Origin of the sequence: Streptococcus sp. D2 (genome assembly GCF_006385825.1) — a bacterium.
GTDB classification, from domain to species: Bacteria; Bacillota; Bacilli; order Lactobacillales; family Streptococcaceae; genus Streptococcus; species Streptococcus shenyangsis.
The window spans coordinates 137,717-156,908 of sequence record NZ_VFSI01000003.1 but is presented as its reverse complement, the minus strand read 5'-3'; the positions used below and the strand labels follow the sequence as shown (position 1 = coordinate 156,908).

Sequence of the window (19,192 nt, the reverse complement as noted above, 5' to 3'; positions counted from 1 at the left end):
CCCCCGGACTTTTTCACTCCCACAAATCTTTCTATTTTTTTCTTCTACTAGTATAACAAAAAAAGGGAAGAAGGCAAACTTCCCTGTTTAGTCATTTTCTTGTTTTTCTTCCCAGTCATGGTAGGCAGCGTAAAGCTGGCTTTTATTACACTGGTAAAACTTAGCTACTTCCTTAATGGCTTGATTTTTCTTCATACCTTGCTGTATGCGGGCTTGGATTTCTAAGAACAAGTCTTCCTCGTCTTTTTCCTCCACATCCTGACTGGCACCTTCCACGATGAGAAGGCATTCACCCTTGAGAGGCGTTTCAGCGATACTTTCCAGCAATTCAGAGATTTTTCCTCGTTGGTATTCTTCGTAAATCTTTGTCAATTCTCTTACCAAGACTACCGAGCGGTCACCATAGACTTCTAGCATATTTTCTAGCGTATCTGCCACACGATGAGGCGATTCATAGAAAATTTGAGTTTCTGGATAGTCTTTTTTCAAGTCGAAAAATTGCTTTTGCTGGCCTGATTTTCTGGGTAAGAAGCCGTAAAATATGTGTGGCTGTGGCGCTAAACCACTGGCAATCAAGGCAGAAATTCCTGCAGAGGCACCTGGAACAGTGATAACTGCGATTTCTTCCTCAATCGCAGCCTTGACCAAATCATGGCCAGGGTCTGAAATGCTAGGCAGACCTGCATCGGATACCTGAGCAATACTTTGCCCTGCTTTCAGGAAATCAATCAAATCAGGAATCTTTTCCTTGGCATTGTGCTCATGAAAACTAATCTGTTTGGTAGAAATGTCAAAATGCTTGAGCAAAAGCCCTGTATTGCGCGTGTCCTCAGCAGCAATCCAGTCCACTTCTGTCAAGGTCTGGATAGCTCGAAAGGTCATATCGTCTAGATTGCCAATCGGCGTTGCCACTAGATACAGCTTGCCATAGGGAGACTGCCCCTTAAAACTTTTTTGAATCTGCATGCCTACTCCCTGTATAACAACTCGTCACAGAACATACATTCCTCGTCCTGCTCTCGACGTTGTCCATAAAAATCATTACAAACGTGAAATCCATCACGGTAAATGCGACGGACACTTTCGCGAACATGTTTGGCCTTGACGGGAGCATCTGCTTCCACCTCACCCAAGCGTTCGCGCAACTTACTATTTTCCAAGCGAAGAGCTGTATTTTCCTCTACCAGGCTCTTGAGATTTTTCTTGATGGCTTCCACATCGGCCAAGGTTACCAACAACTGTTGGGAAAAATCATCCAGCGCGTCAAATAATTCTTTTTTGTCCATAAAACAGCCCTTTCCTTTCTTTATCCTTCATTTTTGAGTTTATATTTCTTTTAAGACCAGATATTCCATGGCATTTTGAAAGCTGACATTAGCCTGCCACATTTTTCTAGCTTCTAACAAATCTTGTAGAATCACCCGAACTCTTGCTTGCAGGATATCTTGCCCACAGAAAACTTCAAGAATCCGTAAAACCTGATCTTGTTTTTCCTTGTCATCTGCCAAGCTAGCTAATTTAGCAGCCTGCAAATAACTTTCTTTTTTCTTAGCTACTAACCAAGTCGTCAGGCGTTCACTTTCATCAACCAAGGTCCAAAAACTTGCCTGATTTGCCAACTTTTCTGCTTCAGCTCGCGATTGAGCAAACTGAGCTAAAAAAGTTGCTTTTTTCTTAACCAGTCCCATTTGTTCTAAAAGCAAGATAAGTTTTTCTTCTTGCTTTTTAAAGTGGAAAATCTGGGTCCGACTTCGTATTGTCGGTAAAATCTTTTCTTCGTCGCTGGTCAGGAAAAAAATGTAAACCTCACTCTGGGGTTCTTCGATGACCTTGAGCAGAGAATTAGCTGCGTTGGGATGCATTTTCTCAGCTTGTTCAATGATAAAGACCTGTTGCTGACTTTCAATCCCTGCTTGAGAAAACTGCCCCACCAATTCTCGAATCCGTTCTGTCTTAATGACCTGATTGACTGGCTTAATCAAGGTGACATCGGGAAATTCTCCCTGTTCAATCAGCTTACAATTTCGGCATTTCTCACACGGTAAAACGCCTACCTTATCCGTACAAAAGAGGCTCTTAGCCAAGAACTGCGCCATTTCCAAGCTTCCAAAGAAACCTGAAAAGAGGTAGGCATGATTGAGCTGGTCTTGTTCTAGGATACGGACAAAGCGGTCAAACTGATCTGGCTGCCAATCCTTTAGTTGATCTTGTTTCATTTAGATAATCCCATTCTGTCAAATAAGACATCCTTGGTCGTTTCCACAACCTCATCCAATGGGAGACTGGCATCAATCTTGACAATGCGATTTCTTTCTTTGTCCAGAAGAGAAAGGTAGCCTTGACGGACTTTTTTATGCAAGTCCAACCCTTCCAAGTCCAAACGATTGACCTCGCGGTCACTATTAGCAGCAATACGAGCCAGCCCTTCTTCCACCTCGATGTCAAAATAGAGTGTCAAATCAGGTTTAAGGCCATCTGTCGCAAACTGATTGAGCCAATCAATGGCGTCAATATCCAAACCACGACCAAATCCCTGATATGCAAGAGAACTATCAATAAAGCGGTCTATAATGACCAACTTACCAGCTTCAAGTGCTGGAAGAACTTTTTCCACCAAGTGCTGTCTGCGACTGGCGATATAGAGTAAAAGCTCTGTTTTAGCATCCATCTGAGTATGACTTGGGTCCAAAATTACTTGACGAATCTTCTCCCCAATCAAGACTCCGCCAGGTTCACGGGTCGTCAGCACCCCTACCCCTTTTTCCTCTAAAATTGGTAACAGTGCCTCTAAAACACTGGTCTTTCCTGCTCCCTCTGGTCCCTCAAGAGAGACTAAAAATCCTTTTGACATGTCTAACTCATTTCTTTTTTACTACTTCTATTCTATCAAAAAAATAGGGGTTTGTGACAATCTTTTTGTCTTCTCATTTCAACCACCATAAAAGAGGCAGTCAAAGCCACCTCTTATTTACCCAGTTTTTTAGTTCGTTTGTAGGCTTTTTTGACTGCCTCCATAACGGTTCCTCTAAAGGCATGTGCTTCTAAGCTTGCTACACCAGCGATAGTCGAACCGCCTGGGCTGCATACTTGGTCTTTCAAAACTCCAGGATGTTGCTGGCTTTCTAAGACCAATTGCCCAGCTCCTACCACAGTTTGAGCTGCCATTTTCAATGCTGTTTCTCGTGGCAATCCAGTCTGAACACCTGCATCTGCCAAGGCCTCGATAAAAAGATAGACAAAGGCTGGTCCACAACCTGCAAGACCTGTCGCTGCGTCGATTAAACCTTCTCCTAGTTCAACCAAGAGACCAGCCTTAGTTAAAAGCTGACAAAATAGCTCACTGTCCTCAGCCCTGCAATTAGAAGACAAGGCATAACTAATGACTCCTTGACCGATAGAAGCAGGGGTATTTGGCATCATACGAATAATTCGGTGTTGACTTGGAAGAAGACTAGCCAGTTTTTCCAAGGTCAATCCAGCTGCCATCGAAATCAAAAGAAGACTTTCTCTTTTTTCAAGAATGGTCTGATATTGAGAAAGCAGTTCAGAAAACTGAGCAGGCTTCACTCCTAGAAAAATCACATCTGCTTCTGCAAAAATCTCTTCATTGCTGGAAGCCTGACCACCAAAGTTGGCGATGAAAGCATCAACCTTGGCTTGACTACGATTGGCAAGAAGAATGTCATCACACGTCTTGGCCTGCAAAACAGCCTTAGCCAAGCTAGCTCCCATATTCCCCAAACCGATAAATCCAATCTTCATCTCTTACTCCCTTATCTGTCCGTCACCAGTAACCACATACTTGTAGCTGGTCAATTCCTTCAAGCCCATGGGACCACGCGCATGCAATTTCTGAGTAGAAATCCCCATTTCACATCCCAGACCAAATTGACCTCCATCGGTGAAACGCGTTGAAGCATTGACATAAACTGCTGCCGAGTCCACTTGGTCTGTAAAGTAAGCAGCAGCACCAGAATTTTCAGTCACAATCGCATCCGAATGATGGGTGCTGTGTGCTTCAATATGCTCAACCGCTTCTTCTAAACTGCTAACGACCTTAACCGCTAGGATATAGTCTAAAAACTCGGTGTCAAAGTCTTGGATCTCTGCTGCTTGTCCAGAAATATATCGACTAGCTTTTTCATCTAAACGAAATTGAATCGGTTCAAGTCCAGCTTCTTTTCGATCGACAACTAGCACTTGCTCCAAACGAGGAAGGAAGCTTGCTGCCTTATCTTCATGAACAAGCAGAACCTCCATGGCATTACAAACAGAAGGACGACTGGTTTTAGCATTGTTGATGATAGACAGAGCCTTGTCTTCGTCTGCATCCTTATCCACATAAACATGGACAATACCAGTCCCTGTCTCAATAACAGGCACAATAGCATTCTCAACCACTGCATTAATCAAGCCAGCTCCTCCGCGAGGGATGAGAAGGTCTAGATAACCCTTTGCCTTCATCATGGCATAGCTACTTTCTCGACTGGTATCTTCCACTAGTTGAATCACATCTGGGTGAATAGTAGTCGTTTCCAAGCCCTTCTTCAAGGCTGTGACAATAGCATGGGCTGTTTGATAGGCGTCCTTACCACTACGAAGAACAACCGCATTTCCACTCTTGAGAGCCAAAGCAGCCGCATCAGACGTCACATTTGGACGGCTTTCATAGATAATACCAATAACGCCCATAGCTACACGCTTCTTTGTGATAACCAAACCATTTTCAAGATGATTGGTTTCTAAAACTTCACCGATTGGATCTGGTAAGGCAACCACTTCACGAATTCCAGTTGCCATCGCTTCTATACGACCTGCATCCAAATAAAGACGATCCAGCATCACATCTGAGATTTTACCCTTGGCCGCTGCCATATCGAGAGCATTGGCCGCTAAAATCTCCTCAGTAGCAGCCACTAAGTAATCAGCCATGTCTAGCAGGGCTTGGTTTTTCACGACTTCACTAGCTGTGTTGATCGATTTTTTAACAGCCTGTACCTGTTCAAATTGTTCTTGTGTACTTACCATAGTTTACCTCTAAAATTCTGTAAAGAGTAGTTGGATTTCAGGAGTAATGGAAATCCAGTCATCACGGTGAATCAAGACACCCTTGGCTTTTTGAGAACGCAACATATCCTCCAAAGCAGATGCCCCAAATTGCACGCGCCCTTTTCCAAGTGATTTTCCACTTTCCTTGTCAAATACTGTCACGATATCACCGTAAGAAAAGGCTCCTTCTGCTTCAACAATACCAGATAAGAGAAGACTCTTTCCATGTTGAGAGAGAGCTTCAGCAGCCCCTTTATCAACCCAAATAGAACCTTGACTCTGAGCATAGAAAGCCAGCCATTGTTTCTGGGTACGAAGTCCCTTCTCTTGCGCAACAAAGTAAGAACCATCTTTGCTCTCCTCAGCCGCCTCAATCATGGCATCTACCTTCAAGGATGAGCAGATATAAACAGGAACTCCTGATTCTGTCGCAATAGTTGCAGCCTTGATTTTTGTTAGCATGCCCCCAGTTCCATTTGACGAGCCAGCTCCACCAGCCATATCAATAATCTCACGATTAATGGTCTCGATTCGCTCCAAACGTTTGGCTCTTGGATCTGAATTAGGATTTCCAGTATAGAGGCCGTCTACATCTGTCAAGAGAACCAAAAGGTCTGCTTGGACCATAGCCGCTACCTGTGCACTCAGAGTGTCATTGTCCCCAACTTTGAGTTCATCAATAACAACACTATCATTCTCATTAATGATAGGAATCGCCCCACGGCTAAGTAGAACTGACAAAGCTTGATGGGCATTTTTATAACGACGCTTATCAACAAAGTCGTCCTGGGTCAGCAAGATTTGTGCAGAAACGATTTGGCGCAAGAGAAGATTGGTCGTGTATTCTTCCAACAAAAGTCCTTGCCCTACCGCTGCTGAAGCCTGTTTATCAGCAATCTTAGTCGGACGCTTTTTAAATCCTAAGGCCCCAAAACCAGCCGCAATGGCACCCGACGACACCAAAATCAACTCATGACCAGCCTCGTGTAGCATAGCCAACTGCTGGGTAATAGCCTTTACCTTACTACGTGATAAACTTCCATCCTCATTTGTCAGAGAAGAAGTCCCCACCTTAAAGACAATCCGTTTGTATTTCATAGTCTCACTCCGATTCTTCATATTTATCTATTATAACATGAATGGCAGAAAATAGAAAAAAGTTGATAGGAAAGAAGTCCCTAAAACCTTCTTTTTTGCCCCTTCTAGAACAAAAATAAAAACCGCTAATCCTAAGAATAGCGGTTTAATCATGTTTTTAAGCTACTAATGTAGTCGCTCTATTATTTAAGAGTAACTGAAGCTCCAGCTTCTTCCAATTTAGCTTTGATTTCTTCAGCTTCTGCAGTTGCAACGCCTTCTTTAACAAGTGCTGGTGCACCGTCAACAAGTTCTTTAGCTTCTTTAAGTCCAAGACCTGTGATTTCACGTACAACTTTGATAACGCCAACTTTTTTATCACCTGCAGATGTCAATTCAACGTCGAATGAATCTTTAGCAGCACCAGCGTCAGCAGCACCAGCTGCAGCAACAGCTACAGGAGCAGCTGCAGTTACACCAAATTCTTCTTCGATAGCTTTTACAAGGTCGTTCAATTCAAGGATTGAAGCTTCTTTAATTTCAGCAATAATGTTTTCAATGTTCAATGCCATTGTTATTTCCTCCAAATAAGTTTTAATTTTTATAATAGTTTTTTCGTAGCTAGGCTACGCTGCGTAGCTTAAGACTAAGCTGCGTCTTCTTTGCTTTCTGCAACCGCTTTGACTGCAAGAGCAACGTTGCGCACTGGCGCTTGAAGTACAGAAAGGAGCATAGAAAGAAGTCCTTCGCGGTTTGGAAGAGTTGCAAGTGCAAGAATCTCTTCTTTAGATGCGACAGCGCCTTCGATTGCACCACCTTTGATTTCAAGTGCTTCAGCGTTTTTAGAAAAGTCGTTCAAGATTTTCGCTGGTGCGATAACATCTTCGTTAGAAAATGCTACTGCAGATGGTCCAACGAATACAGATGCAAGATCTTCAAGACCAGCTTTTTCAGCTGCACGACGCAAGATTGAGTTTTTAATAACTTTATACTCAACTTCGCTTCCACGAAGCTCACGACGAAGAACTGTATCTTGCTCAACTGTCAAACCACGAGCGTCTACAACGACGATAGATGCAGCAGCTTTCATTTTTTCAGCTACTACGTCAACTAGTTCCGCTTTTTTAGCAATAATTGCTTCACTCATTAGTGTGTTCACCTCCGTTATTATTTTGCTTGGGGAATTTTTCCAAAAGAAAAACGCGCCCAAACCTAGACACGAAAGTACAATACGCTTCTTTTTACATGATACGTTTTGTCCTCGGTAGGATACTTATGAGTCGAGCTCCCCTACTGTCTTAGGCAGTTTTTTCAAACCGTATATAAGTATAGCATAGTCAAAAAAAGAATGCAAGATTTTTGCAAACTTTTTTTAAACTTTTTTTGGTTTTTCTTTTAAAGTTCTGCTGTCAAGACTTGGCCTTGCTTCACAACCTGTTCTCCGGCGATATAAACATCATCTACATCACTGGATTTGACTGCATAGACTAAGTGGGAAAGCATATTTTCTTGGGGTTGAAGATGGATTTTCCCTTGTGGTTGAATGACTAGAAAATCTGCTTGCTTGCCAACTTCCAGACTCCCAATCTCTTCTTCCATTCCAAGAACCTTAGCCCCTTCGATTGTCAGCGCTTTTAGAGCCATTTCGATAGGAAATTGGCTGGCATCCCCACTTTTCATCTTCTGAAGAAGGGCTGCAGTCCGTCCTTCCTCAAACATATCTAGATTGTTATTGGAAGCAACCGAATCTGTCGCAATTCCTACTGCCACTCCTGCTTTTTGGAGCTGGATAATTGGAGCAATTCCTGAGGCCAGTTTGAGGTTGCTGATAGGATTGTGGGCGATAGCGACTTGAGAAGATGACAGACGTTCAATTTCTCTATCATTTAGTTCTACTCCATGAGCAAAGACAGAAGGATGACCTAAGTAACCCAGTTCTTCTAGAAAAGCAAGGGGACGTTTGCCGTATCGTTTCAGGATAATTCCCGATTCTTCCTTGGTCTCCGCCACATGGATATGGAGAGAAATATTCAACTCTTTTGCCATATCTAAGCTTTCTTCCAGCAAGTCTCTACTACAACTGTAGGGAGAATGTGGGGCTACCATAACCTTGAAATTTGGATTTTTATATCCAATAATTTCCTCAATGATGGCTCGTGTTCTAGCAATGGTCTCAGCAGTTGTTTCTGTATCTGAAGAAAAGAGGGTCGGTGAGAAATAAGAACGCATCTTAGAATCTTTCACTGCCTGATAAATCTGCTCAATATCCACACCATTGGGATTATACATATCATTAAAGGTTGTTGTTCCTGACTGGAGCATCTCTGTTAGAGCTTCTTTGACCGCCTTGGTAGTCATGTCGGGAGTAAACTCAGCTTCTGCTGGCCATATATAGTCATTGAGCCATTCATGAAGATTGCTATCATCTCGAATCCCTCTCAGACCTGTCATTGCAGAATGTGTGTGGCAATTAACCAAACCAGGCATAATCCAAGCTCCCTGATAGTCTATAATCTGCTCAGCTTGATTTAAAATCTCTGACTTCTCTTGACCGACATAGACGATTTGAGAATCTTTAACAGCTAAGATTCCATTCAAATAAACATGGAAATCTTGGTCACAAGTCACGATATTTACATGCTGATAGACTTTCATTGTTTTTCTCCTTCTAAGGTCGTGATTTTTTCTAGCTATTGTAACAAAAAAGTCACCCGAAGGCAACTTTTTTTCGTCCATAAGATTTTAAAATAGGAAGGCTTATTCTGAGCTAAAAGCTGCAGCTTGCTGCATTTGATAATACTTCCCCTTTCGAGCCATGAGTTCCTGATGGTTACCATACTCAACAATGTCACCATCCACCAAGACAAGAATCAAATCCGCATCCTGAATGGTAGACAAGCGGTGAGCAATAATAAAACTTGTGCGCCCCTCCATGAGTTTAGCAAAGGCATCCTGTACCAGCACTTCTGTCCGCGTATCGATGGAGGAAGTCGCCTCGTCTAAGATAAGAATCTTTGGAATAGCTAAAAAGACTCGGGCAATAGTCAAGAGCTGAGCTTGACCAACAGATAGAGATTCTCCTGCATTTTCCAACTTGGTATCGTAACCCTGCGGTAACTGTTGGATGAAAAAGTCTGCATTGGCTGCTTTGGCAGCAGCAATCACCTGCTCCCGACTAGCATCAGGATTCCCAAAAGTAATATTATCATGAATGGTCCCTTGCTTGAGCCAGGTTTCTTGGAGAACCATGCCAAACTGCTGACGTAAAGAGGAACGACTATAGTCATAAATGGATTTCCCATCCAGCAAGATATCTCCTGAATTAATGGGATAAAAACGCATGAGGAGATTAATAAGGGTTGATTTTCCAGCACCTGTCGGACCAACAATAGCCACCTTGCTACCGGCTGGGATATCGATAGATAAGTCTTTAATCAAAATCTTTTCAGGATTGTAGCCAAAAGAGATATGTTTAAAGGAAATAACTCCCTTAACTTGGTCACTAGTCAAGACTTCCTTACCTGTTTCAGCCACCTCAGGACTTTCTAAGACAGCATAAACACGTTCTGCACAAGCCAAGGCACTTTGCAATTCGGCTAGAACTGAGGAAATATCGTTAAAGGGCTTGGTATACTGCTGAACATAGTTCAAAAAAGTCACTAAACGCCCGATGGTCAAGGTGGAACCCATCATGATACGATAAGCTCCTACTCCAGCTAGAAGCGCATAAATGAGCGCATTTACAAAGCGAGTCGAAGGATTAACCGTTGATGAATAAAAGATGGCTGATTGAGAATAGCCTGCGTAGTTGTCATTGTCATCGTGCAGTCTTTGGATAAACTCTTCCTGAGCATTGAAGGACTGGATAATGGTCTGTTGACTAAGCGATTCTTCAATCAACTGTGTCTGAATTCCCCTCGTCTCTGTTTGCTTCTGGAAGAGATGATAGGAGCGTTTGGCAATGAAGCGTGAAATCACCATAGACAGTGGCGTCAACAGCAAGACTAAGAGTGTCATCAGGAGATGAATTTGGAGCATGGCAAGAATACTAACTAAAATCATCAAGACGCCAATGAAAAATTGGTTAAAAATCATGGTCAAGCCAGCTGCCAACTGTTCGATATCCGTGGTTACACGACTGACCATCTCCCCACTGCCTTGCCGATCCACAAAAGCAATCGGTAAACGATGTAGCTTATGGATGATTCGCTCTCGCAAGTCTTTAGTATAAGAGAAAATTAGGCGATTATAGAGGAGAGGATTGGCCCATTGAACTAGTGTATTTCCTATAACCACCAATACCATCTGAATGAAAATTTGCCAAAAAACTAGCGAAGACTCAGCCACCAGAACCTGGTCGATGACCTGCCCAATCAGAATAGGTAGGTAGATTGATAAGCCAACCTGAGCAATAGTTCCTATAAAGGCTAGGAAAAGGAGGAGAGGATGACTTGCAAGGTCTTTAGCCAAACGTGTGAGCGTCTGGTTTGCAGTTTGTCGTCTCATGCTAGTCCTCCTTTCCATGTTGAGATGCATTGATTTCACGATAGACTTGACTGGTCTTCATCAAGTCCTCGTGCTTGCCGATAGCTAGTAGTTCCCCTTTTTCCAATAGGAGAATCTGGTCAGCCATCTGTAAAGTCGAGGTTCGTTGAGAAATCAAGATTAAGCTCGTATTTGGCAGATTTTCTCGAATAGCTTTCAAGAGCTTGGACTCGGTAATAGTGTCGAGGGCCGAGGTTGCATCATCTAGGATGAGAAATGGAGCCTGACGCAAGACTGCGCGAGCAATAGACAGCCTTTGTTTTTGTCCACCTGATAAATTTCGCCCTCCTGCCTCAACTAGGGCATCCAAGAGTTCTTCCTTTTCACTGACAAAATCCTTAGCTTGCGCAATTTCCAAGGCCTGCCAAAGTTCTTGGTCAGTTACTTCGTGATTGAAACCTAGAGTCAAGTTTGAACGAATGGTTCCCTTAAAGAGTTCGACTTTTTGGGGCACATAGGCAATCCATGACCGCCACTGCTCCAAATTACGAGGACTAGATCCATCTCGATAAGGGTAAATGCTCCCCTTGTCTGCTGGATAAAGTCCAAGGATGAGTTGCACCAAACTTGACTTACCAGAACCCGTTCCCCCAATGATACCAAGGATTTGCCCTTGCTTCATATCAAAGGAAATGTCTCTCAGAGAAGGCCGGGCCGCATCAGGATAGGTAAAGGTCAATTCTTGGACTTGTAAAACCCGATCATCGGTAGCTTGCTTTTCTTCTAACTCTGAATGGATATCTTCTGGAGCCTCGAAAAAGACTTCCTCGATTCGCTTGGCTGAGATATAAGACTGGTTGAGAGAATTTATCAACATGGCTAGCTTGACCAATTACACCAAAATCTGCAAGAGATAGTTGATAAGGGCAATGAGAGCACCTTGACTGAGCAATCCTCCTTGAATAGAAATATAGCCTTGCCAGATAATGACTAGGAGAGTTCCATTTACAATCAGATAGGTCAGGGGTGTTAATAAGCTGGACCAGAAACCCGTCTTTTCTTGTAATCTAGCATAGACTTGGTTAAGGGTTTGAAAAATCTGTAACTCTCGTTTTTCTTGACCAAAAGCACGAATAACTCGCATGCCTTGTAATTGCTGGCGTGTTTCCTGAACCAGTTGGTCCGTTTTATTTCTGAGACTACTGTAGAGAGGATTGACCAGTCGAGAGAGCCCTACAATGACAATGGTCAAAATGACAACCATGACCAAGAACCAGAAAGTCATCTCAGCTGAGATGCGATAGGCCATAAAGATAGCGCCAAAGACAATAATAGGTGCTCGCAAAAAGAGACGCAGGAATTGATTGATACCAGTTTGAATCTGGTAGGTATCCGAAGTCAAGCGAGTGACCAAGCTAGAAGTGGTCAAACGATCTCTGCTATCCTTGGGCAAGGAAAGAATATGACGATAGAGATCATCTGTCAGTCCTTTGGCAAATCCAACCGCAGCCTTAGCTGAGTAAAACTGAGCTACCAAGGCCACTACAACACCAATCACTGCAAAGATAAGGAGCAGACCAATCTGCATCCATAGATGACCTTGATTTTTCTGGGGCAAGGATTGGTCAACAATCCCAGCAATCACCATTGGAACTAAGAGCTCAAAAACAGCTTCTAGTAACTTGAACAAGGGTGCTAAAATTGATTCCTTGATGTAGGGTTTAAAGTAAGGTAATAGGTGTTTCATAGATCCCTTCTATTCGTATTCTGGAAATAAAGAAAGTGGGAAGTGCCCACCCTCTCTGTTTTATTTGTTTAAGTAAGACAGTAGATAGCCATATCCTTCCTCTTCCATCTCATCCTTGGCTACAAAACGCAAGGATGCCGAATTGATACAGTAACGAAGTCCACCTAACTCCCGAGGTCCATCTGTAAAAACATGACCCAAGTGAGCATTCCCCGACCGAGAACGAACCTCGATTCGCTCCATTCCATGGCTCATATCCTTGTAATAATGAATCAATTCCTTGGAAATCGGACGGCTAAAACTTGGCCAACCACAACCTGAGGCAAACTTATCCTTGGCAAAAAAGAGTGGCTCACCTGTCGTGATGTCTACATAAATTCCCTCTTCAAAGGTTTGGTCATAGGCATTGGTAAATGGAGCCTCTGTAGCAGCTTCTTGGGTGACACGATAGGACTCTTCAGTTAAGCTTTCCTTTAATATCTCTTGGCTAGGCTTTTCATAGTTTGCTTCATCAATCAATGGCTTATCAGCATCGGTCACATCGATATGACAGTAACCTGAAGGATTCTTCTTAAGATAGTCTTGGTGGTAATCTTCAGCCAGAATGTAGTGGCGAAGTTTCTCCACCTCTACTGCAATCTTTCGCCCAAGCATGCGCTCCTGCTCCTGCACCACTGTGAAGATAGCTGGCAGGTCTGTTTTATCTTGGTAATATATACCGGTCCGATACTGACGTCCACGGTCATTCCCTTGTTGATTGATGGATAAAGGGTCGATAACACGGAAATAATAAAGTAAAATCTCTCTAAGTGACACTGCCTTCTCATCGTAAATCACTTGAACCGTTTCTGCATGGTCTGTTTCTTTGAGCAACTGGTAATTGGTCGTTTCGACTTGACCATTAGCGTAGCCGACACTGGTTGTTAGCACTCCAGAAATGCGTGAAAAATATTCCTCTAGGCCCCAAAAACAACCGCCTGCTAGATAAATTTCTGCCATCTTAATTTCTCCTTTATCAAGTTCTTTGACTAGACTTATTTTCAAAAAAAGGATAGGAAGCCCTCTGGTCGAGAGTTTCCCCATCCTATCTGCTATTCTTTATTTTGCTTCGACACGGACCCCTTGGGTATCAACTTTCAAGTCATGAAGTTTGCCTTTGAAGGGTTGCTTTTCCAATTCTGCCTTAATCGTTGGCATCTTGTCATGAGAAGCCAAAACCATAACTGTCGGCCCAGCACCAGAGAGGTAGGTTGCATAGGCACCATTTTCTTTGGCCACTTGTTTAATCGTCGCAAATTCTCTCACCAAGTCCTGACGATAGCGCTCGTGGAAGAGGTCTCCCTCGATTGCTTGCCCAGCTGTCACCATATCTCCTGCCAACAAGGCAGCAACAGCTACATTGGCGATAGAACTAGCCCCAACAGCTTCCTTGTAAGATAATTTCTTAGGCAAGACGCCACGGCTGTCTCGAGTACGCAATTCATAGTTTGGAATGTAGGCTAAGAAATCACACTCTGGGAAGTCTGCTACGATAGCAGAGACTTGACCTTCAACGGAACTTGCAATAACAAGATTACCATAAATGGCTGGAGCCACATTGTCAGGATGTCCTTCAATCTTGGTCGCTAACTGCAATTTTTCATGGTCTGACAAGTTGAGCTGGCCCAGTTGGTTGGCTAGTTCAATTCCAGCAACAATAACCGAGCTGGAAGAACCCAAACCACGCGCCAAGGGAACATCACTAGTCATTTTCAAACGTCTTGGTTGCAAGTCTGGTACAATTTGCAAAGCAATTTTGAGCAAGAGATTACGCTCGTCATGAGGAATCCATTTGCCAATCTGGTGTTCAATCAACCACTCATCTCGTTCTTCGCAGACCTCAATTTGAAGATACTTGGTTACAGCTACACCGACCGAGTCAAAACCTGGACCGATATTGGCACTGGTTGCAGGTACAATAATCTTCATCTTATTCTCCTAGCACCTTGAAGGTATTCAAGAGGTCGAATTCTGAAACCTTCTTCAATTCAGCTGCGACATTTTCAAGTTGAGATTTATTAATCTTGTGTGTAATGATAACGACACGCGCCTTGTCACCCTCTTTGCCATCTTGGAGGATTTGCTTGAAGGAAATATCTTGAGCATTAAAGATTTCAGCCAACATCAAGACCTGACCTTTTGAGTCTGGTGCCAAGATTGAGAAGTAGTAGTTTGCTTTAACATCCTCAGGATTTGCCAAGACCAAGTCACGATTGTATTCGTTGAAGTCTTTACCGATGGTTCCATCATTCAGGCGACGAACGATACGGACAATATCTGCTACAACACTTGTTGCAGTTGGTTTTTGACCCGCACCTGGTCCGTAGTACATAGACTCACCAATACCAATAGATTCTACAAAGACAGCGTTCATTACGCCATTCACACTAGCAAGTGGGTGCGCTTTAGGTAGGAAGGTTGGAGTCACTTCTGCAGCAATACCTGAAGGAGTTTCCTCGATAGAACCAACCAATTTCACTACATAGCCAAGTTCTTGAGCTACAGCTACGTCTTCTGGTGTGATGTTACGAATCCCCTTGTGGGCTACATCGTCAAAGGCAACCTTCATGCCAAAGGCAAATTGGCTCAAAATAACCATCTTGTAGGCTGCATCAATCCCATCCACGTCATTTGTAGGGTCGCTTTCTGCAAATCCTAGACGTTGCGCTTCCGCAAGAGCATCGTCGTAAGACCATCCTTCTTCTACCATCTTGGTCATCATGAAGTTGGAAGTTCCGTTAACGACTCCAAGCACGCGCGTGACTTTATCAGAAGTCAAGGAATTTGATAAAGTACGAAGAATTGGAATCCCACCAGCTACTGCTGCTTCGTAGTAAAGTGCTACCTTATTAGCTTGAGCGATTTCTAGCAATTCTGCACCATGGACAGCCAAAAGGTCCTTATTGGCAGTCACAACATGCTTTCCAGCTTCCAAGGCACGAGTGATAAAGGTTTTAGCAGGTTCGATACGTCCCATCAATTCCACTACGATGGTAATATCTTGGTCTGATAAAATATCATCCACATTGGTTACAAAGTTAAAGTCATTCCCTGCTGCAAGCAAGCGATTCTTTTCATCTTCATCCTTGACCAATACCTTGGCAACTTCAATCTCTGAATGTGCTGATTGATTGATTTTTTCTCCATTTTCCTTTAGGAGGAAGGGCACACCACTTGCAACGGTACCAAATCCTAGTAAAGCAATTTTAACTGTCATGTTTGTCTCCTCGAAATTTTCTAATATAGCCATTATAACAGAATTTTGTGAAAATTCCTATTATAGTAAATCACTATTTCAGTCTAGAAAAGAAAAAAACGAATCAAATGATTCGCTCTTCCTAAAATCTAGAAATAATTTTCCAGAAATGATTATCCAATCTTTTGTAGATTAATCACCGCATCGTGATTCATCAAGACTTGACCATACTCCTGCAAGACTGAGCGACTGATGTCACTATCATCTGCAAACTCACGCATACGAGCCAACAGCCAAGCTGGATATGGACTTGGATGATTTTCAATATCCACTAAAATGGTCAAATAATAGCGCTCATTCATCTTGTAGAGCTCAGAAGTTTCCATCTCAAAAGTCACTGTCTTGGCAAAAGCCACCAAATCAGCTAACTTAGCAAAAGAAAGGATGTAGTAGATGTAAGGCTCTTTCTTGCTTTCAACTTCTTGTTCAGCCTGCTCCTGCTCTTCTTCTTTTGATTCTACTTGCTCTAGAGATTGAATCGCTTCGATGTCATCCTTGGTTTTATCTGCAATGCTCTTTTCCAAGGTTTTGATAAACTCATCTGGCGACATTTGAGCCAATTCTTCCATATCTGGTAAATCCGATAAGTCTTCAAAATCTAGATTTTGGTCAATCTTTGACTTGGTTACAAAGACATCTACCTTATCAGGTTTTGGAGTCACACGGAAGCTCAACATACCTGTATCCAAAAAGCTCTCAGGCATCTCTAACTCATCCAAGATAGCATAAAAGAACTCTTCTGTTTTTTCTTGAGGAACGAGAAAGTCAGCAATCTCCATTCCACGATCCATCAAATCCTCTAAAGACATCGTGATTTTCAAAGTTGTATCACTAATTTGTTTCATTTTCATTGCTAGTAACCTCATACTTTCAGTTCTATCTATTATACTAGATTTTTATGATTTTATCAAAAGAAGGCTCCTCTATCAGGCTCGATTTTTCCTAGGGTTATTTCTGTAGAAGACTTTAAAAGAAAAAGCCTTCAAAATCGGCTCTTGTCCGACTTTGAAGACCTAATGCATCCGAATGCTTATAATTTAAAGGTTGCTACACCGAGGATAGAACGATTTAAGTTTCGAAGAATTTGAAGACTTTGCTCAAATTTCTTATAACGAGTTACTCCGTATTCTTCAACAAGAAGGACTGTATCTCTTTCCAAAAGAGATGATACATCTTGTAAATCTACAAAATGCATTCCTTTTAAAGCCTCTTGACTCTGTTTCAATTTATCTAGGATAGCTTTATTTGAGCTAACGATGGTCAATTCCTGTCCAGCATTTTTGTATGACAAGACATCTGCTAGGTTAGCAATTGTTGTAATCTCTGTTACAAAATCAATTTGATATTGAGAAAAATCACCTGCTCTATTGATTGTTGGGTTAAAGAGATAAATCAACACATTTCCCATTACAACCAAAATCACACAGACTACTCCAATAACAGCTAAACGGAGAATCAAATTCTTCACATTCAATCCAAGCGCTGTCTCACCGTTTGCATTCAATTCTTTAGAGTTGATGGTTTCCAATTTTTCAATTTTTACATTTGCATAAGTGTGTTTAAATTTCTCAATCAATCCATCAATTTTTCGCTCCAACAAGTCATTAGCATCTTTACTTGGTGTCAAAATTTTCACACCAACCCCTGCATCGTCAATCATATAGTAAACAGTCAGTTTTTTCCACCAATAGTCACTTGTAGAATTTTTCAAGGTTGTCTCTGTCGTATCCAATTCACTGGCAATTTTTTTCAACTCACTCGGCTCTACATCATTGAAAAGATAAGCTCCATTCAAATTCCCATCAATCAATTTTCCGTAGAAATCACTATAACCACCAATTTGATGATTCAAAATCGTTTTAGCTGAATCTTCTGGAGGAGTGATTTTATAGCTAAGATAAGTTGAATAACTTGTTGTGTCTTTGACAGTATTTTTATTCTTAACAGCTTTAATTGTAAATGGTACAGCAATAAGAGCAAATAAAGCTATGAGAGCTAAAATATTTGCTTTTCGTTTTTTGTAAAGATTTGCAAACAAATCAGCTACTGAATAATGTTCAAACATGATTTTTTTCTCCTTTGTTGAGTAGATACTGGTTCTCTTTTGTAAGCATTTTTGCTACAAATATCATCACAAGAACAATTCCCCAGAATTGCATTGTAAATAGATTGAAGAAACTTTCTGAAAAGCTACTTCTTGGCATAAAGAATAGATTATTCAAGATGAGTAAGGACAAGGCAAATAAGATTGTTCTTGAACGATAGGCTACTTGCAGCATGGCTATAAATAGCATACCGAGTAAGAGACTAAGCAGAAAGACTCCTATCATACCATAGTCGGTATACAACTCCATAATATAGCTACTTCCGATACCATGTCCTTTTAAATATTCCTTATTCAAAACAAGATAGGACAAATTGTGGGCATAACTATTACTATCAATAGCTAGCTCCACACTATTGGTTGTATGTTCAAAGGCTTTTCCTCCGAAAATAGCCCCCAAGCTTCCCCTTGCAAAATAATCAAGGACAGGACCAAAAGTAAAATTACGGAAATCTCGGTAAGGGAGGCTACTGTTAAATAGAAAACCTCGAGCCAGAACGCCAAAACTGGTTCCTTGTTTATAGATAAAGTCAAGCAGAATATCCCAGAAACCTGTATGGGAAACCTGGACATTATCCCGTACATAATTGAGCACTCCCATCGCTAACATGAGAATAGGAGAACCTACAAAAATCGCTAACTTTTCTTTAAACCCAATCCATTTTCCCTTTTCAGTTTGCTCCCGCATGAAGTAATAAACAAAAGCAAATAAAATACTTAAAATAAAGGGATTTCGTGTCCCAATTGCCAAATGAATAGTATTGGCTGCAATAAAGGAGACAAGCACTGCTGTGGCCTGCCATTTCTTTGGCTTGGTTGCCAGATACATACACATTGCGTAGACCGTAAAGGTAGACAAAATGTAGGTAAAATAAGGCAGTTTACTTTCAAAATTTGCATAGTAGGCATAGTAGGAAGTCTGCAAGCGATACAGGAGCCGTTCGAATAACCGAATGAAATAGAAAGGATAGGTGAGAAGAAAAACTCCTAGTGATACAAAGCGTAACCGCTTGATATAAATCTCTTTTATAGAATTTCCTATCTTTGGTACTTTTATGTTCTTCCTAGCTATGAAGTAACGAGCCAGTACGCCTCCTGTGGTCAAGCCCAGAATCGAAACCATGACGACTATAAAGGCAAAGCGATAGGCTATCGGATGATAGGTATCCAGAGCGCCATCCCTAAAATAATCAATGGTCGGTCTTGATACCAGAAATACAAAAATAGTTAAATAGAAAATAAAATGGATTAAGTAATACTTGATATCATTCCAGCAGGCAATTAAGCTACTAACCAGTAAGAACAATAAAGTAGAAAGCAAGCTAACATTATTATTATTAAACAGATACACAATTCCACTTACTAGCGTCAAGGCATAGCTGACTATGGTCAAACTAAATAATAATCGTTTTCCATCAATCACTTGCTCACCCCC

The 19,192-nt window shown here is 41.9% G+C and carries 17 protein-coding genes, 1 pseudogene and 1 other annotated feature; all 18 genes and pseudogenes read right to left on the bottom strand.

Annotation, left to right across the window (positions count from 1 at the left end):
* Window positions 1–87 precede the first annotated feature (87 nt).
* Entirely contained in the window at window positions 88–966 is an 879-nt protein-coding gene (gene rsmI / locus FJR73_RS02900) for a 16S rRNA (cytidine(1402)-2'-O)-methyltransferase (RefSeq protein ID WP_140833225.1), read from the bottom strand.
* Window positions 967–968: 2 nt separating this feature from the next.
* Window positions 969–1,286: a DNA replication initiation control protein YabA gene (gene yabA, locus FJR73_RS02895; RefSeq protein WP_000358228.1), complete on the bottom strand. Its 318-nt coding sequence runs from the start codon at window positions 1,284–1,286 to the stop codon at window positions 969–971.
* A gap of 39 nt (window positions 1,287–1,325) precedes the next feature.
* Entirely contained in the window at window positions 1,326–2,216 is an 891-nt protein-coding gene (locus FJR73_RS02890; RefSeq protein ID WP_140833223.1) for a DNA polymerase III subunit delta', read from the bottom strand.
* Window positions 2,213–2,851 (bottom strand): dTMP kinase, encoded by a 639-nt coding sequence (tmk, locus tag FJR73_RS02885; protein WP_140833221.1) that lies wholly within the window; start codon window positions 2,849–2,851, stop codon window positions 2,213–2,215. The genes FJR73_RS02890 and tmk overlap by 4 nt, the downstream gene beginning before the upstream one ends.
* Window positions 2,852–2,964: 113 nt before the next feature.
* On the bottom strand, window positions 2,965–3,762 hold the full coding sequence (gene proC / locus FJR73_RS02880; RefSeq protein ID WP_140833219.1) for a pyrroline-5-carboxylate reductase: 798 nt from the start codon (window positions 3,760–3,762) through the stop codon (window positions 2,965–2,967).
* A 3-nt stretch (window positions 3,763–3,765) separates the two neighbouring features.
* The gene (locus tag FJR73_RS02875; protein WP_140833217.1) at window positions 3,766–5,028 is read right to left on the bottom strand and encodes a glutamate-5-semialdehyde dehydrogenase; all 1,263 of its coding nucleotides are present in this window, start codon (window positions 5,026–5,028) and stop codon (window positions 3,766–3,768) included.
* A 9-nt stretch (window positions 5,029–5,037) separates the two neighbouring features.
* Entirely contained in the window at window positions 5,038–6,147 is a 1,110-nt protein-coding gene (proB, locus tag FJR73_RS02870; RefSeq protein ID WP_216629099.1) for a glutamate 5-kinase, read from the bottom strand.
* Between the two features lie 182 nt (window positions 6,148–6,329).
* Window positions 6,330–6,698, bottom strand: a complete 369-nt coding sequence (rplL, locus tag FJR73_RS02865) for a 50S ribosomal protein L7/L12 (RefSeq protein WP_001196965.1) — start codon at window positions 6,696–6,698, stop codon at window positions 6,330–6,332.
* 74 nt (window positions 6,699–6,772) lie between these two features.
* Window positions 6,773–7,273, bottom strand: a complete 501-nt coding sequence (rplJ, locus tag FJR73_RS02860) for a 50S ribosomal protein L10 (RefSeq protein ID WP_001287278.1) — start codon at window positions 7,271–7,273, stop codon at window positions 6,773–6,775.
* A gap of 38 nt (window positions 7,274–7,311) precedes the next feature.
* Window positions 7,312–7,447, bottom strand: a sequence feature (ribosomal protein L10 leader region).
* Between the two features lie 74 nt (window positions 7,448–7,521).
* Window positions 7,522–8,781: a TRZ/ATZ family protein gene (locus FJR73_RS02850; protein ID WP_140833213.1), complete on the bottom strand. Its 1,260-nt coding sequence runs from the start codon at window positions 8,779–8,781 to the stop codon at window positions 7,522–7,524.
* Between the two features lie 102 nt (window positions 8,782–8,883).
* Window positions 8,884–10,632 (bottom strand): ABC transporter ATP-binding protein, encoded by a 1,749-nt coding sequence (locus FJR73_RS02845; RefSeq protein WP_140833211.1) that lies wholly within the window; start codon window positions 10,630–10,632, stop codon window positions 8,884–8,886.
* A 1-nt stretch (window position 10,633) separates the two neighbouring features.
* Window positions 10,634–12,358 (bottom strand): annotated as a pseudogene (locus FJR73_RS02840) (ABC transporter ATP-binding protein).
* Window positions 12,359–12,418: 60 nt separating this feature from the next.
* Window positions 12,419–13,357: a peptide-methionine (R)-S-oxide reductase MsrB gene (gene msrB, locus FJR73_RS02835; RefSeq protein WP_140833209.1), complete on the bottom strand. Its 939-nt coding sequence runs from the start codon at window positions 13,355–13,357 to the stop codon at window positions 12,419–12,421.
* 99 nt (window positions 13,358–13,456) lie between these two features.
* Window positions 13,457–14,326 (bottom strand): homoserine kinase, encoded by an 870-nt coding sequence (gene thrB, locus FJR73_RS02830; RefSeq protein ID WP_140833207.1) that lies wholly within the window; start codon window positions 14,324–14,326, stop codon window positions 13,457–13,459.
* 1 nt (window position 14,327) lies between these two features.
* Window positions 14,328–15,614, bottom strand: coding sequence for a homoserine dehydrogenase (locus FJR73_RS02825; protein WP_140833205.1), 1,287 nt, complete (start codon window positions 15,612–15,614; stop codon window positions 14,328–14,330).
* A gap of 152 nt (window positions 15,615–15,766) precedes the next feature.
* Window positions 15,767–16,504, bottom strand: a complete 738-nt coding sequence (gene mecA / locus FJR73_RS02820) for an adaptor protein MecA (RefSeq protein WP_140833263.1) — start codon at window positions 16,502–16,504, stop codon at window positions 15,767–15,769.
* Window positions 16,505–16,683: 179 nt separating this feature from the next.
* The gene (locus FJR73_RS02815; RefSeq protein ID WP_140833203.1) at window positions 16,684–17,718 is read right to left on the bottom strand and encodes a prephenate dehydratase; all 1,035 of its coding nucleotides are present in this window, start codon (window positions 17,716–17,718) and stop codon (window positions 16,684–16,686) included.
* A complete protein-coding gene (locus tag FJR73_RS02810; RefSeq protein ID WP_061759772.1) occupies window positions 17,711–19,180 on the bottom strand; it encodes an O-antigen polysaccharide polymerase Wzy family protein in 1,470 nt (489 codons plus the stop codon). The genes FJR73_RS02815 and FJR73_RS02810 overlap by 8 nt, the downstream gene beginning before the upstream one ends.
* Window positions 19,181–19,192: the final 12 nt, after the last annotated feature.

Excerpts from the sequence above, each read along its gene's own strand:
- thrB (WP_140833207.1), bottom strand. The coding sequence starts at position 14,326 with ATGAAGATTATTGTACCTGCAACCAGTGCCAATATCGGTCCAGGTTTT.
- proB (WP_216629099.1), bottom strand. The coding sequence starts at position 6,147 with ATGAAATACAAACGGATTGTCTTTAAGGTGGGGACTTCTTCTCTGACA.
- proC (WP_140833219.1), bottom strand. The coding sequence starts at position 3,762 with ATGAAGATTGGATTTATCGGTTTGGGGAATATGGGAGCTAGCTTGGCT.
- rplL (WP_001196965.1), bottom strand. The coding sequence starts at position 6,698 with ATGGCATTGAACATTGAAAACATTATTGCTGAAATTAAAGAAGCTTCA.
- FJR73_RS02815 (WP_140833203.1), bottom strand. The coding sequence starts at position 17,718 with ATGTTTGAACATTATTCAGTAGCTGATTTGTTTGCAAATCTTTACAAA.
- FJR73_RS02850 (WP_140833213.1), bottom strand. The coding sequence starts at position 8,781 with ATGAAAGTCTATCAGCATGTAAATATCGTGACTTGTGACCAAGATTTC.
- FJR73_RS02890 (WP_140833223.1), bottom strand. The coding sequence starts at position 2,216 with ATGAAACAAGATCAACTAAAGGATTGGCAGCCAGATCAGTTTGACCGC.
- rsmI (WP_140833225.1), bottom strand. The coding sequence starts at position 966 with ATGCAGATTCAAAAAAGTTTTAAGGGGCAGTCTCCCTATGGCAAGCTG.
- tmk (WP_140833221.1), bottom strand. The coding sequence starts at position 2,851 with ATGTCAAAAGGATTTTTAGTCTCTCTTGAGGGACCAGAGGGAGCAGGA.
- yabA (WP_000358228.1), bottom strand. The coding sequence starts at position 1,286 with ATGGACAAAAAAGAATTATTTGACGCGCTGGATGATTTTTCCCAACAG.
- FJR73_RS02875 (WP_140833217.1), bottom strand. The coding sequence starts at position 5,028 with ATGGTAAGTACACAAGAACAATTTGAACAGGTACAGGCTGTTAAAAAA.
- mecA (WP_140833263.1), bottom strand. The coding sequence starts at position 16,504 with ATGAAAATGAAACAAATTAGTGATACAACTTTGAAAATCACGATGTCT.
- msrB (WP_140833209.1), bottom strand. The coding sequence starts at position 13,357 with ATGGCAGAAATTTATCTAGCAGGCGGTTGTTTTTGGGGCCTAGAGGAA.
- FJR73_RS02825 (WP_140833205.1), bottom strand. The coding sequence starts at position 15,614 with ATGACAGTTAAAATTGCTTTACTAGGATTTGGTACCGTTGCAAGTGGT.
- FJR73_RS02845 (WP_140833211.1), bottom strand. The coding sequence starts at position 10,632 with ATGAGACGACAAACTGCAAACCAGACGCTCACACGTTTGGCTAAAGAC.
- rplJ (WP_001287278.1), bottom strand. The coding sequence starts at position 7,273 with ATGAGTGAAGCAATTATTGCTAAAAAAGCGGAACTAGTTGACGTAGTA.